Annotated in this window: 8 protein-coding genes and 6 pseudogenes; 3 read left to right on the forward strand and 11 right to left on the reverse strand. The window is 59.6% G+C overall.

Features of this window, described 5'->3' with window-relative positions; translation table 11 throughout:
- Nucleotides 1-107: 107 nt before the first annotated feature.
- From istA to ald, 3 genes and pseudogenes are all read right to left on the reverse strand, one after another.
- Nucleotides 108-1,142 (reverse strand): annotated as a pseudogene (istA, locus tag QCM77_RS33865) (IS21 family transposase); the annotation flags it as partial.
- A 486-nt stretch (nt 1,143-1,628) separates the two neighbouring features.
- Entirely contained in the window at nt 1,629-1,904 is a 276-nt protein-coding gene (locus QCM77_RS33870; RefSeq protein WP_279686344.1) for a hypothetical protein, read from the reverse strand.
- 523 nt (nt 1,905-2,427) lie between these two features.
- Nucleotides 2,428-3,540 (reverse strand): alanine dehydrogenase, encoded by a 1,113-nt coding sequence (gene ald / locus QCM77_RS33875; RefSeq protein WP_279686345.1) that lies wholly within the window; start codon nt 3,538-3,540, stop codon nt 2,428-2,430.
- Between the two features lie 314 nt (nt 3,541-3,854).
- On the opposite strand from ald, the pseudogene QCM77_RS33880 reads away from it, so the two are divergent.
- The 3 genes and pseudogenes from QCM77_RS33880 to QCM77_RS33890 all read left to right on the forward strand — a co-directional run bounded on the left by QCM77_RS33880 (nt 3,855) and on the right by QCM77_RS33890 (nt 6,272).
- Nucleotides 3,855-4,573 (forward strand): annotated as a pseudogene (locus QCM77_RS33880) (helix-turn-helix transcriptional regulator).
- Between the two features lie 54 nt (nt 4,574-4,627).
- Nucleotides 4,628-5,257 (forward strand): annotated as a pseudogene (locus QCM77_RS33885) (acyl-homoserine-lactone synthase); the annotation flags it as partial.
- A gap of 61 nt (nt 5,258-5,318) precedes the next feature.
- A complete protein-coding gene (locus QCM77_RS33890) occupies nt 5,319-6,272 on the forward strand; it encodes a LysR family transcriptional regulator (RefSeq protein WP_279686348.1) in 954 nt (317 codons plus the stop codon).
- Here the strand turns inward: QCM77_RS33890 and QCM77_RS33895 are convergent.
- The 8 genes and pseudogenes from QCM77_RS33895 to QCM77_RS33930 all read right to left on the reverse strand — a co-directional run.
- A pseudogene (locus tag QCM77_RS33895) lies at nt 6,269-6,487 on the reverse strand (DUF2274 domain-containing protein); the annotation flags it as partial. The gene QCM77_RS33890 and the pseudogene QCM77_RS33895 sit on opposite strands and share 4 nt — an antisense overlap.
- 6 nt (nt 6,488-6,493) lie before the next feature.
- Nucleotides 6,494-6,700, reverse strand: a complete 207-nt coding sequence (locus QCM77_RS33900; RefSeq protein WP_462804367.1) for a TrbI/VirB10 family protein — start codon at nt 6,698-6,700, stop codon at nt 6,494-6,496.
- Nucleotides 6,679-8,621 (reverse strand): annotated as a pseudogene (gene trbE / locus QCM77_RS33905) (conjugal transfer protein TrbE); the annotation flags it as partial. The pseudogene trbE and the gene QCM77_RS33900, both read right to left, overlap by 22 nt.
- An 8-nt stretch (nt 8,622-8,629) precedes the next feature.
- Nucleotides 8,630-8,893, reverse strand: a complete 264-nt coding sequence (locus QCM77_RS33910; RefSeq protein WP_279686349.1) for a VirB3 family type IV secretion system protein — start codon at nt 8,891-8,893, stop codon at nt 8,630-8,632.
- Nucleotides 8,893-9,216, reverse strand: coding sequence for a TrbC/VirB2 family type IV secretion system protein (locus tag QCM77_RS33915; protein WP_280095909.1), 324 nt, complete (start codon nt 9,214-9,216; stop codon nt 8,893-8,895). Before QCM77_RS33915 ends, QCM77_RS33910 begins: the two co-directional genes overlap by 1 nt.
- A gap of 2 nt (nt 9,217-9,218) precedes the next feature.
- Nucleotides 9,219-10,185 (reverse strand): annotated as a pseudogene (trbB, locus tag QCM77_RS33920) (P-type conjugative transfer ATPase TrbB).
- Nucleotides 10,186-10,803: 618 nt separating this feature from the next.
- A complete protein-coding gene (dctA, locus tag QCM77_RS33925) occupies nt 10,804-12,099 on the reverse strand; it encodes a C4-dicarboxylate transporter DctA (protein WP_279686350.1) in 1,296 nt (431 codons plus the stop codon).
- A 541-nt stretch (nt 12,100-12,640) separates the two neighbouring features.
- Nucleotides 12,641-13,855 (reverse strand): TlpA disulfide reductase family protein, encoded by a 1,215-nt coding sequence (locus QCM77_RS33930; RefSeq protein ID WP_279686351.1) that lies wholly within the window; start codon nt 13,853-13,855, stop codon nt 12,641-12,643.
- Nucleotides 13,856-13,888: the final 33 nt, after the last annotated feature.

A 13,888-nucleotide genomic window follows, 5' to 3' on the forward strand; every position in this document is an offset into this window, starting at 1 on the left:
TTGTCGGTCGAAGCGTCCGGCACCGCCAAACGTTGCTCACGATCGCCTGAAATCGCTGCTCACGATCCTCTGAAATCGTTGCTCACGATGCGCTGAAATCCGTGCTCACGATGCCGCGAAACGCGCATTGAAGGCACGGTATAGAACACGCGCCGCAGGATGAAGCCGCCTGACGACGTCACCGGGATTACCTTCTCCTCGAAGTCGGTCGTGCGGCCTTTCGGCAGTGGCGCCAGTGCTTCCTTCTCGAGCGCGATCCGCTTGGCGAGGTTGGCGTTGCGCCGGCCGACAATCTCGTCGACAAAAGCCCGGTAGGCATCGAGATTGGCGAAGTCGCGCGTGCCCCGCAGCAATAGCGCATCCTCCAGGGCTCGCTTGAGATGGCCGTGCGCACTCTCGATCGAGCCGTTCTTATGTGCGATGCCCGCATTGTTGCGCGTGGGTGCCATGCCGTAATGGCCCATCAATGCGGCGTAGCGCTGTGTCAGATCCTCACGCGCATCCGCCGCCAGATTGCGGAATGCTGCCGACAAGCTGTCGCTGCGATACTCCCGCGGCACGCCGCCGAGCGCCCACAGGGCGTTCTGCAAGCCCTCTGCCAGGGCGACGAAGCTTTCCCCGCCGAGCACGACATGGGCATGCTCGAAGCCGGAGAACGCCAGCCGGAAGTGATAGAGCCGGTGATCGAGCGCCTCACCCGCGATGGCAATGCCGAGCGCGCTCGTATCGGTAAAGTCGGACAGACCCAAACGGCCGGGCTCGTGCTCTTGGCGGAAGATCACGTCCTGTTCGGGGCCGTTGAGCGCTCGCCAGGCATTGATGCGTCGCTCCAGCGTGCGTCGGATGTTGGGGTTAAGGTCGGGATGCCGTCGGCGCAGCTCGTCCAACACGCCGATCACGCGGATGCCGGGCGCAGCCTTCAGGATCGGGACGATCTCGGCGTCCCAATAGGGCACGAGCGGATCTAACCGTCGCCGGCCCCTCGGCACCTTCTTCTGCGATGGCAGGCGCAAATCGTCCTCAATCCGATACGCGCTCGCTTTCGAGAATCCCGCTTTGGCCGCAGCGGCCTCGGGGGACAATGTCAGTCGGTAGTTCATGTACAGCCTCATCTGGTGGTCGGTGATGTGAAGGCCAGGCAAGGCGTCGATCCCCTCTTGTCGAGACGAATCAACAGCTTGCACCAGCCGCACCCGGCCGCCAGACGGGTTCGAAAGCGCGACGCCGATGGGGACGGTCCTTCGGTCGGGCTACGCCCTCCCTTCGGTCCGCCCCCATCGGCGCAGTCTCATCCTGATTGTCGCTAAGGTCTCACCTTGATCGCCGCCGCCCACCTGATCGCAACGAACTCGTCGAGGATGCGGCCCTTTCGACGCGGCTCGACATCCTGTAGCGCCGCGCCAATGCAGACTTCAGTTCCTTGCGCGTCGCCATACTCAATCGCCTCATCGTTGTCCCTGCGCTCCTTTGCCATTGGGGAGCAATTTACGTGAGGCAACAACTTCTGGCGACGCAATGCGCACAATCCAGCCCGCAGGTAGGGGCGGATCAGCCGCGGCACCCGTTGTCCGCAACCCGGCGCATCACTCGTGGCATGAGCGCGCCATGGTTCACCCAGTCGAAGAACTTCACCAAGTCGAGGTCGACGACGAAGCGTCCGCCCTCAGGCACATCCGATCGATGCCCGCAACGCCCTTGTTCGCTATCACCCCATGGTAGGCCGCCATCATGTTCACTCGGCTGACGATCTCCTCCGTCAGCCGCACTTCCACCTCCGAAGGGAAAGGGTGCTCTCTTGCCGTGGCGTTTGATGCACCCGACTCCTGCTCTGGCGGCTTCCGGCCGGTGCCCTCGGAGGGGGCATCACGCATCTCAGCGTCATCGTCTGCATCTGCGATCGCCATCGACAGACCGGCCTCCTCCGGCACTCGACGTTCGCCCCTTCACCGGCTCGGTGCTGCCGGCTACTGTGGCCCTCTGCCGACTTCTGCCGCCCCGTCGCCTTGCGACGTCGGTAACACACTCGTTGCCGGGGGCAGGACGGCAGACCTCCCAAGGTAAGTCGCGTGGCATTCGTGCCATCTACCTGTCGCATCTACGGCCGCGCCCTCCCGGGTGATACCGGCCCTCGGGAATTTGGGCTCCCTCGCGCGGATGCTGACGCCTCTTATTCGCCGGCTGTTCGTGAGGCCGGTACTTTGCTTACAGCTTCCTTCAGACCCCGCCTCGCGACGACGCCCTTGCTGTTCGGCTAACGGTTCCCATCATCAGGGTCCGCAGAGGACTCTCAACTCCGACGGGACACCACTCCGGTCAAATCGCGCCACTCACGCCGCTCCGCGCCATGCCTGGCGCCCCCAAAAAAAGGGCCACTCCGAGGAGTGGCCCCAAGTGAGGGAGGAAATGTCCCCGAGGGGACTTCTGGGATCAGGCCGCAGCCTCGTCGATTGGTGAGAAAGGCAGGCCGAGGCTCTCGGCCACCGCCTTATAGGTGAGACGGCCGCGATAGACATTCAGCCCCGCGCGCAGATGTGGATTTTCGAGCACGGCCGCAAAGCCCCTGTTGGCGAGAGCCAAGCCAAATGGGAGCGTAACGTTAGTCAGCGCTTGACTGGACGTCAGCGGGACGGCTCCTGGCATATTTGCGACGCAATAGTGGATGACGCCGTCTACATCGAAAGTTGGGTCTGCGTGCGTCGTCGTACGCGAGGTCTCGAAGCATCCGCCCTGATCGATAGCTACGTCCACAAGCACGGAGCCTTTGCGCATCGAACTCAGCATGCCGCGGCTGACAAGCTTCGGCGCGCTCGCGCCGGGAACAAGGACGGCGCCGATGACGACATCCGCCACGAATACCTCGTCCTCAACGGACTCTATGCTCGAGAACCTAGTGCGAACTCGCCCTTCGAACAGTTCATCCAGTTCGCGAAGTCGGGGGATCGAACGATCCAGGATCGTGACCTCAGCGCCGAGGCCTGTCGCCATCCGTGCAGCGTGAGTGCCGACAACGCCACCTCCGATCACCACGATCCGAGCGGGTTGGACGCCGGGCACGCCGCCAATCAGCAATCCCCGTCCACCGGCGTACCGCTTCAGCGCCGCACCCGCCGCTTCGATCGCAAGTCTCCCCGCAACCTCGCTCATTGGCGCAAGTAGAGGAAGTCCACCGCGCGCGTCGGTCACGGTTTCATAGGCAATTGCGGTGCAACCAGACTTGATAAGGCCTTTAGCCTGCTCAGGATCCGGAGCCAGATGAAGATAGGTAAAGAGGATTTGGCCTTCTCGCAGAAGTGTCCATTCGGACGGCTGCGGTTCCTTCACCTTGACGATCATTTCACTCGACGCGAACACCTCGCGAGCAGAGGCCGCAATCGCCGCGCCAGCTTTTCGGTAATTCTCATCTGTCGCGCCAATCCCGGCACCGGCGTTCGTCTCGACCAAAACGCTGTGGCCAGTGGCCACGTATTCGCGGACGGCCCCAGGCGTCAGGCCAACGCGGTACTCGTGCGTCTTGATTTCCTTGGGAACACCGACCTTCATGTGCAATCTCCTTGGTGAGTGGCTCTTTGTAATCGGAAGAGCGGTACAAACCTGCAACTCGGAAGTCAAAATAGCGCAGTAATCCGGCGATTTTCTGAGCGAACTTGCAGGACTTCAAACCAACGCCAGGCATAGCCTCGTTGGCAACGATCATACAGCGAAGTAATCATGAGAAACTCGGCGAGCCAATACCGCCTAAACACTCCTGTCCAGGCCCTCGCCATCAAGGTTGACCTACGCCTCGTTATTTTGCCTCATTCGCAGCGATGCTCGACCCGATTTTGGCGAATACCGCTGATGAGAGTTCATCAACGATGGATCGGGTTTTTCAAAATTTTGCTGAGCGACTGACCGAAAGCACACATCCAGATGCAGCTCAGAAGAGCATGGCCGATGTCACCGCTGCGCTGAAATTGTCTTGCTTCGCCTATCTTACGTTTCCGCGTGGGCCAGACCGTGTCCCCAACCTGATCTCGACATATCCATCCTCCTGGACGGCCCTTTATTTGCAGCGCGGGTACGAGTCCGTCGATCGGGTGGTACGTCGGGCGATCCACACGTATAAGCCCTTCCGATGGGGACTTGCATTCGAACCGCGAAATCAGTCCGATTCAGAACGCGTGCTGTTCGAAGAAGCAGCCAAATTTGGGATTCGCTGCGGATTTACCTTCCCAATTCATGATGACCAGGGCGCGATCGCCGCGTCGAGCTTGCGACAGACGAGCATCGACCGGGTTTTGAGCGTTCGTTAGTCGAGCACGCCCAGACCCTGCGGCTCATCGCAAGATTCTTCCATGCACATGCGAAGCGCTTTTGGATGACCGATCGCGGTCGGTGGGGTGGTGCTGTCTCCTCGCGAGCACGAATGTCTCGAATGGTCCGCGCGCGGCAAATCGGCCGGGGAGATCGGGATCATTCTCGGCATCGAGAGCGAACGGCGGGATTTCACCTGGACAACGCGCGTGCGAAGCTCGGTGTTAGCTCGCTTCGCCAAGCCATCGTGCTGCTAACCGAATCAAAATCTCGAAAATAAAGTGCCTGCCCGCCATGAATACTGCTTAGTTGCCGAAACAAAGCAGGGAGAAGGATGATGCAGCTTATCACACCGGAGCACTACGGCCAGTTCGTTCACGATCTCGCCGAGATGCACCGACTGCGCTGTCGCGTATTCAAACAGCGGCTGGACTGGAACGTCGAGATCAGCGGCGACATGGAGATCGACGAGTTTGATGTCCTTCGACCAGTGCATCTACTGAACCGCGCTCCTGCCGGACGTATTCAGGGCTGCGTCCGGCTTCTACCATCAACCGGCTCAACCATGCTGAGAGACACCTTTCCGATCCTTCTCGACGGGCAGCCGGCGCCCCGAAGTTGTCAGATATGGGAGAGCAGCCGATTTGCCCTCGATGTTCCAACGGATGCGCCGAAAGCGAGTGGCGGACTCGCTGCCGCCACTTACGAGCTGTTTGCGGGCATGATTGAGTTCGGCCTTTCTTTTGAATTGACCGAAATCGTGACTGTCACCGACGCGCGGATGGAGCGCATTCTTCGTCGCGCAGGCTGGCCCCTCCGCCCGATCGGAAAAGCTCGTCCTCTCGGAAGCACCATGGCGATAGCGGGATTCCTCGAGGTATCGACCGGTGCCTTGGAGCGTATCCGCAAGATGGGGCGCATCGCGGGTCCGGCGCTCTGGGCTCCGGTCATCCGAGCGGCCGCGAAGGACTTTTGGAGCAAGACTAGTTGCGGAATCGCTCCTTATCGGGATCCCACTGAGCAAGATGCACAGTTTCTTTCGATCAAGACCTTCTCTTCAGGCCGGCAAAGCGCTTGAACTGAAACATCTGAGATCGGCGGTTGCTGCGGCCGATTGCGGCAGCTTTCGTGGAGCCGCGGAGTTAGTGAGGTCGCAACAGTCGAGCCTCAGCCGGAGAATTGCCGAATTAGAACACCACTTGGGTATCGCTCTTTTTGAGCGACATAGCGGAGGTGTCCGCCCAACGCGGGCGGGCAGCAACGTTCTTCGGCTGGCTAGGACTATTCTGGAAGAATTCGACGCACTCATCGCGACTGCGAGATCCGCGGAAAACAGCGAAAGCGGGCGGCTGAGTGTCGGCTTCTGCCCTTCGCTTTCGCTAGGCAGTCTGCAACGCTCGCTACTCGAGTTCAAACACGCAGTCCCGCAGATCGAACTTGTCACAGTCGAGCGATCACGGACTCGCCTGGCAGCGGCACTTCGCAACGGCGGTCTCGATGTCGTGATCGTCACAGGGAAGCTGCCGTTACTCGACAACAAAGCAATATCGTTATGGAGCGAGCGTGTTCTTGTCGCCTTACCTCAAGATCATAGCCTCGCCGCGCGCGACATTGTCTACTGGACCGACCTACGCGGAGAGACGGTGCTGCTGAGCCATGACGATCCCGGAAACGAGTTGGAAGACCTGTTGATTTCCAAGCTCGCGTCACGCGAGGATCGTCCCAGAATCGAGCGGCATGACGTCAGTCGCGGAATGATCAAGGGCCTGATCAGCACGAACACAGGAATCAGCCTCGTGCTAGAATCCGACACGATCATCAACGATGCAGACCTCGTCTACTGCGAGCTGCGCGACGATGCCGGTCCGAGCCGTTTCGAGTTTTCGGCATACTGGCGAGCCGACAATGAAAATCCTGCCCTGGTCGCCTTCCTTAAGTTGCTCTCCGAGCGCCATCCCACACCTCCGCTTGGACGCTGACGCTGCCGGCGAGCCTTCCGGAAGCTCCTGTCGGCCGCCATGAACCGCTCCAACATGGGTGCGATAAGCTTGGCAGGATCTCCGACCGGTTGTCCTCTCTCTTTTGAGAGGATATCGGCGTAGGCCACGAGATCCCGGTGGATGCTCGCCGGCAGTTCGTGGGTGACCTTAACCGGCTTGTCGTCTTCGATTGCTCCGAGTTTGAGCTTCGGCATAGTTCTTCACCCTCTGTATGGCTCGAGCACCAAGTCGCGGTTTACAATCACGCGCACCGGAAATCCCGGACGGATCGTCAACGTCGGCTGGATGTTGAGATTGCGACGGACCACCTGCTGGCCCGTCTGATTGACCGATTCGCCTGCCCCGCGACGGAGCGCGGCGACGAGGTCGCTGTTGGCGTTACCGGTACCCTCATCGATAATAAGCAGCGTTGGACGACCATCGAAACGATCCTCAATCCTGTGGAACAGGTAGGCTAGCACTGCCGACGCGACGGGCGTCCCGATCAATCCGTCGGTCTCGAAGACCTGCACGGATGAATCCCCAAGCCGCTCGCCTTCGCCATCCAAGAGCCGCTGATATGGCCCACCTAAGCAATAAGGGTGTAGTGCGCGCTTCAAGGCATTGGATTGGAGAAGAACGGAAAGTCCCGTGAGCGTACGTTCTTGAAGGGGCGCCGAGGCGAGTGACGTCAGGGCCGATCAAACGTGATCCTTGGTTTCGGGGCCGACATCGATCCGTTCACGGGCGAGAATCGAGGCAATCCATTCGGATGCCCAGGCGCGCTCTGCGATATCATCGATGCGCGCAAGAGGCTGGAGAGCGACTAACTCACTGGTTTCGCTCCCAATCGCGCCGCCGAGATCGTGCCAGTCTCCTCCCATGGCGATGCTAGCTGCCCGGATCGACCCGCCAAAATCGAAGGCAAAGATCTGCGCATCGTCATAGCGGCGGAACTGCAGCGCCATGAGCGCGAGCAGAACCGACTTTCCGGCTCCCGTCGGCCCGACGACCAGCGTGTGCCCGACATCTCCAACATGCAGTGAAAACCGGAACGGGGTCGATCCCTCGGTCTTGCCGAAGAAAAGCGGCGGCGCTCTGAAGTGGTGGTCCCTCACCTCACCGGCCCATACGGCCGAAAGCGGGGTCATATGGGCGAGGTTCAAGGTGGAAAGCGGCGGCTGACGGACGTTGGCGTAAGTTTATCCCGGCAGGCTGCCGAGCCAGGCTTCCACTGCATTGACTGTCTCCACCATGCAGGTGAAGTCCCGCCCCTGGATCGCTTTCTCGACGAGCCGCAGTTTTTCGTCGGCGGCGCCGCCATCCCTGTCCCGGACCGTGACTGTCGCCGTGATAAAGGCCTCACCGATCTGATCCGAGCCCAGTTCCTGAAGGCGCTATCTGCATCAATCGCCTTGTTGTGAGCATCACTATCGAGAAGACTTGAAGCCTCGTTCGTCATCACCTCCTTCAGGATCGCGGCGATCGACTTCCGCTTGGCGGACCATTGCCGTCGGATCCGGGTCAGGACCCTTAAAGCATCCGCCTTGTCGAGCATGATGGCCCGAGTCGACCAGCGATATGGAAACGGCAGCCGATTGAGGTCGTCGAGAATCCCGGGGGTGGTCGCGGTCGGAAAGCCCACGACCGTCAGAACGCGCAAATGCGCCTCCCCCAAGATCGGCTCGAGCCCACCCGTGAGTGGCTGATCGGCAAGTAGCTCGTCGAGATACATGGGGATCTCAGGGACACGCACCCAATGCCGCCTGGCCGAGATCGTCGAGTGCAGGTAGGTCAGTGTTGCCTCATCATCGATCCTGCTGCATTCCGGCATAAAGCCTTCCACAAGCTGCAAGACGCGGTTGGTCCGGTCGATGAAGCCGCCCAACACCTCTCGTGCATCTACCACGCCCGTGCGATGACTGCCCTCGTACAGGAGCCGCTCAGCCATGGCGGCCCCCTCCGCTGGCGGCAAATAAAGGAAAGTCAGGTAGTAGCTTGATTCAAAATGAGCGCCTGTCTCTTCAAATTGCGCTTTCCGCTCCACGTCGACCAGGCTTGACGCCGCATCCGGAAAAGTACTCGCAGGGTAAGCCCCGGCCGAATGACGCTGAGCCTCGACGAAACTCGCCCAGCCAGAACCTAGCCGTCGGAGCGCATTGTTCAGCCGCCCAGCAACGGCGACGAGTTCAGCCGGAACGGCACTATCGAGATCTGGTCCACGGAACCTTGCCGTCCGCTGAAACGGGCCATCCTTGTTGAGAATGATGCTCTCATTCACCAGGGCCGCCCAAGGCAGGAAGTCGGCAAGGCGCGTGTTTGAACGCGATATTCGGCAAGATTCATCATATGCAACTCTAGGAGCTGAGGTGGCTTGGAATGCGGACGTGCCGGCGCACGACTTCCACGAAATCGGGATCGCGTTTTGCGGCCCAGACGGCGGCCATGTGGCCGACGAACCGGAAAAGAAGGCTGGCAACCCACAGGCGCAGCCCAAGACCGAGTGCAGCCGCTAACGTGCCGTTGGCGATCGCCACGGCGCGCGGCGCACCGCCCATCAGGATCGGCTCGGTGAGCGCACGATGCACGGGCGCGATAAAGCCTGCGACAGGCGCCTCCATCAGATCACCACGCCACCGCCGAAGGAGAAGAAAGACAGAAAGAAGCTTGATGCCGCAAAGGCAATGGACAGACCGAACACGATCTGAACCAGGCGACGAAAGCCACCAGACCTGTCGCCAAATGCGAGCGATAGCCCCGTCACGATGATAATGATGACGGCGATAATCTTGGCGACGGGACCCTCGACCGATTGCAAAATCTGAGTGAGCGGCTGCTCCCAGGGCATGTTTGAGCCAGCGGCCCAAGCCGGGACACTGCTCAGCCAAAGGGTCACAATGGCCGTGGCCGGAATGCTGGCGCGGCGGCGGCGAGATGAAGGCATCGTCATGACTGGTCTCCAATTGCAGATAGGATGTAATCACCTGATGCTCCTAAGCCGGTGACGCGGGCGAGCTCGCTCAAGCGGCGTTCGGCGCCGCGGCCGCTGAGCACCGCGATCACGTTGATTGTTTCGGCGATAAGCGGCCGCGGGACTGTGACGACAGCTTCCTGGACCAGTTGCTCGAGCCGGCGTAGCGCCCCGAGCGCCGTTCCGGCATGGATCGTGCCGATTCCGCCCGGATGTCCTGTGCCCAAGCCTTGAGCAAATCGAGCGCTTCGGCTCCGCGAACCTCACCAATGGGAATACGATCGGGCGCAGACGGAGCGACGAACGGACCAGGTCGGAGAGCGAGATCAAGCCGTCCTTCGTGCGGAGCGCCACGAGGTTTGGCGCCAAGCACTGAAGCTCGCGCGTATCTTCGATGAGAACGACCCGATCAGTCGTTTTAGCGACCTCGGCGAGAAGGGCATTGGTCAGTGTCGTCTTGCCGGTCGAGGTGCCGCCGGCGACCAGAATGTTCTTGCGGGCGCGAACTGCATCCCCCAATGCACCGGCCTGATCCGGCGTCATGATGCCGACAGCGACGTAATCCTCGAGGCTAAACACGGCAACCGTCGACTTTCGGATCGCGAATGTTGGCGCGGCAACGACCGGCGGCAGCAGCCCCTCGAACAGCTCCCCGTCTCGGGCAGCTCGGCAGAAATCCTTGGGCTCACCGGATGAACTCGGCACCAACGTAGTGAGCCACCAGGCGGATAATTCGCTCTCCATCAGAGGAGGATATATTCTCGCCAGTATCCGTAAGGCCGCTCGACAGTCGGTCGATACACAATCGCCTATTGGGATTGAGCATCACCTCGATGATTGCCGGATCTTCCAAATATCCTGCGATGGTGGGCCCCAGCGCGGTACGTAGCATGACGCGCTCCGCGCAAGTTCGCTTCTGAATCAAAAGGAATGGATCGCCACGATTGCCGCACGCTGCTGAGGCCGCTTCGGCGCCTCATCTAAAGGCAACTAAAAGGCAGGTCCTATATTACCGCAACAAAGGGAATATGCCGTTCGTAGCCTAGCGTAGAAGAAGAAGCATTTGAAAAGAGCTGGCTTGACGCGCCGACGCCGAGGCGAGAAATCAGCAATGACCAATGATCCAGCATTTACTATTTTTACGCCTCTCGCGGTAGCGACGTTTTGCTGAGGCTCCGTCGCTTTCTCCTGAAGCACTGTTCGCCCACGTGGGCACGATTGAGATCCCGCATTTTTTGAGGAATCTCAGCTCCGGGATAATGACCACGCCAGCCGGCGGGCTGCCGCAAACACCAATCCGAAAGGCTGGTCTGGTACACCACCCCGAGTGGCGCGCCCCCTGCAGGATCATTTCTTCCAAATCAGGACGGCCGACTACTGCGCGACAATTGCCAACGCAAAATGCAGGAGTTCAAAGAGTGATTTCTAGAAGTTCTGGAAATCTCAACGCCTTTAGCTGGCGCTCCCGAACAGGATTGAACTGCGACTTTGCTGACCCGCAGCATTACGTTGGCGACGGTATCGGCCGTCGCCGGGCCGAGCTGAGCTGAGCTCGCATATCTACTTGAGCTGCGCGTGTAGTGAGTCGTGATCCAGTTCGCCTTCCCACCAGGATACAAACACCGCGGCAATGCCGTTCCCGATGATGTTTGTAAGCGCGCGCACCTCGCTCATGAACTTATCGATCGAGAATACGATCGCAATGCCCGGCACAAGTTCAGGACTGACCACCGTCAACGTTGCGGCGAGGGTGACGAAACCAGCACCAGTAACACCGCTTGCGCCCTTCGAGGTGAGCATCGCCACAACCAGTATGGTGAGCTGCTGGCCGAAGTTGAGATCGACCCCGAGCGCCTGTGCGATGAACAAGGTCGCCAACGTCATATAAATGTTGGTCCCATCCAAATTGAAAGAGTATCCGGTCGGCACCACTAGGCCCACCACCGGCTTGGAACAGCCCAGCCGTTCGAGTTTTTCCATCAACTGCGGCAGCGCGCTTTCGGACGACGACGTTCCGAGCACGATCAGCAGCTCATCCTTAATGTAGACGATGAACTTTAGGATAGAAAAGCCGACCAAGCGCGCGATCAGGCCAAGCACAATGATCACGAAGAGCCCGGCTGTCGCATAGAACAGGGCAACTAATCCGATGAGTTTACCGAGCGCGGAGGGTCCGAATTCGCCGATGGTGTAGGCCATGGCACCGAACGCTCCGATCGGCGCGGCCTTCATCACGATCCTAATGACGCCAAACACCGCGTGCGCAGCATCGTCAACCAGACCGCGCATTCGCGCACCCCGCTCGCCAAGCGCCATCAGCGAGAACCCGAATAGGATGGCAAACAGCAGCACCTGTAGCACGTCGCCTCGCGCCAGGGCGCCAACCACGCTATCAGGAATGATATTGAGGAGGAAATCGACCGCCTTCTGCCCTTCCGCCCTTTTGACATAGTTGGCTACCGCCGCGGCATCAGCCCTGGGAGCGAGCCCATGACCGGCCTGAACTAGATTGCCCATCACGAGACCCAAGACGAGCGCGAAAGTTGACACGATCTCGAAATAAAGTAGCGCCTTGATGCCGACTCGGCCGACCTTTCGTGCATCCTGAACATGCGCAATTCCGGACACAACAGTGCAGAAGATGATCGGCGCAATCACCATTTTGATCAGCTTGATGAAACCGTCACCGAGGGCTTTGACCCAGCTGCTCGTGCCCACAGCAGGCCACAACCAGCCAACGAGAATGCCAATCAGGATCGCTATGAGTACCTGGACGTAAAGAACTTTGTACCAGGGGCCAGATGGCTGGGACAGGGCGGCGGCTTTGACAGAGCGGCGCTGGCGGCGATGGTACATCACGCTCGCCCCAGCGCCGTGGTAGCAAAGAGTGGTGTCAATGAAGGTACAGCTTCGCTCAGTGTTCCTTCGGTGCGGGGCGCAGGGGACTCTGACTGCTCCAGATGGACCCGTTCATTGCCGCGGATTGGCGCCTCTCCCGAATCAGCTTGCCGTCTAAGCGAAACGAGGTTCTGAATCGCTTCTGAGAGCAGCGATAGAATCTTGAGAAAGCTTCCTTGAGAGCTGGAAAGCATCGGCGTCACCACCCATTTCTATCTTTTTTGGTTGTTCGAAGATGCCATCCAGCAGCTTCTAAGACGCCAACCTTAGCAGCGGCGACCATTCTTCACTTCGACAGGCACTCTCGCCGCTATCGCGCCGGAGCGCGACGAATCTTGAGAAAACATTCGCCATAAAGAACTCGTGGTGGTGCGGCCTCGCCAGCGTTCACCGGCTCGCTCCTCCTGCCCTCAATTCATCGAATGCCCCGACATTCCCAATAGGCATCGATTTCGATCGCAAAACCACGAGGCCGAAAAGAAATGCCAAGCAAAATTGATCATGCTGCCTCCGTTCGCGATCTCGGTTCCGGTCTTTCGGGAGCCGTGTTTTCCGACGCTGAACAGCACTCCTCGTATGAGAGCTTCTCACTCCTGTAGCTGGCCAAGGCCTGGAGAGAGCCCTTCACGACGTCCCGTTTCGCACGATCCGAGGCAGGCGCTGCATCCAGCCACTTCAGCGCCAACTCGACCAGTTCGATCGCGCGATCCCTTTTACCGGTCTCGTAATAGTACTGAGCGATCGCCCCGTAAGACAGGAACTTCGCGCCCTCACTGCCTTTAGGCGGATTCGCCGCCAGGATGTGTTCGGAGAGGTCCTTGCCCATGGCAAAGCGCTCGGCATCTGGGAAACCGGAGTAGTCTTTCGCGGGGTCGAACAGTTGGCGGATGGCCACGCTCATCCAAACCACCGATTTCTTGTCGATCGCGTCGCGAACCAATTGGCGCAATACCGGCAGGCCGGCCCCCATGTCACGAATGTTGTGAAGCAACAATTCCGCATGAAGTCCACGGAAGGTGACCTCGTCCGGCATCAAAGCGAGTGCCTCCTCAACCTCTGAAACGGCTGCCGCCCAATTCTTACTCTTCATGGCGGAGTCAAGTCTGGCAAAGATCGGCTCCACCAGCGCTCGCTTCTGCGATAGTTCGCGCTTTCTGCGTCGGCCCATGTTTGTCCTGTCCGCATCGAGGGCTTTGGCTTCGTCGCTCACTGTCCAGGAGCCGTTCAGAACTTTGGGCAACACGTTATCGAGTTGCGTCGGATGGCCGACAAAGGCCAAGCGGCCGTCACGGTCGACCACGTATGACGTGGGAATCCCGACAGAAAAGCTGGGATCCATCCAAAGCTTGCTCGTTTCGCCCGCGTAGTCGAATGCGATCGCGTAGTTCAGATTCGGCACGCTCTTCGTCAACCAAGCGTCCAGGCTGGCTCGCGCCTCATCTGCTGTCGAAGCTTGTTCGTGAGCCGCGATGCCCACCACCTCAACTCCATTGTTCCTGTATTTGTCTTGCAGGGTCACAAAATTCGTCATCGAGGCGATACATGTTCCGGACCACGTCGCCCAAAATTCGACGATGTATACTTTCCCAGGCTCGAACATTGTAACCGGCTGGCCACGTAGCCAGTCCTCAACTTTGATCAAGGGGGCTCGCGAACCGACGCTCAGCACATTTGCCGCACCGACTTGACTTGCGCTCTCGGTCATACTGGTCATTGCTCGAACTCGCTTTACCTGGCTCTGCCGAGA

The organism is Bradyrhizobium nivariense, assembly GCF_029846695.2.
GTDB lineage: Bacteria > Pseudomonadota > Alphaproteobacteria > Rhizobiales > Xanthobacteraceae > Bradyrhizobium.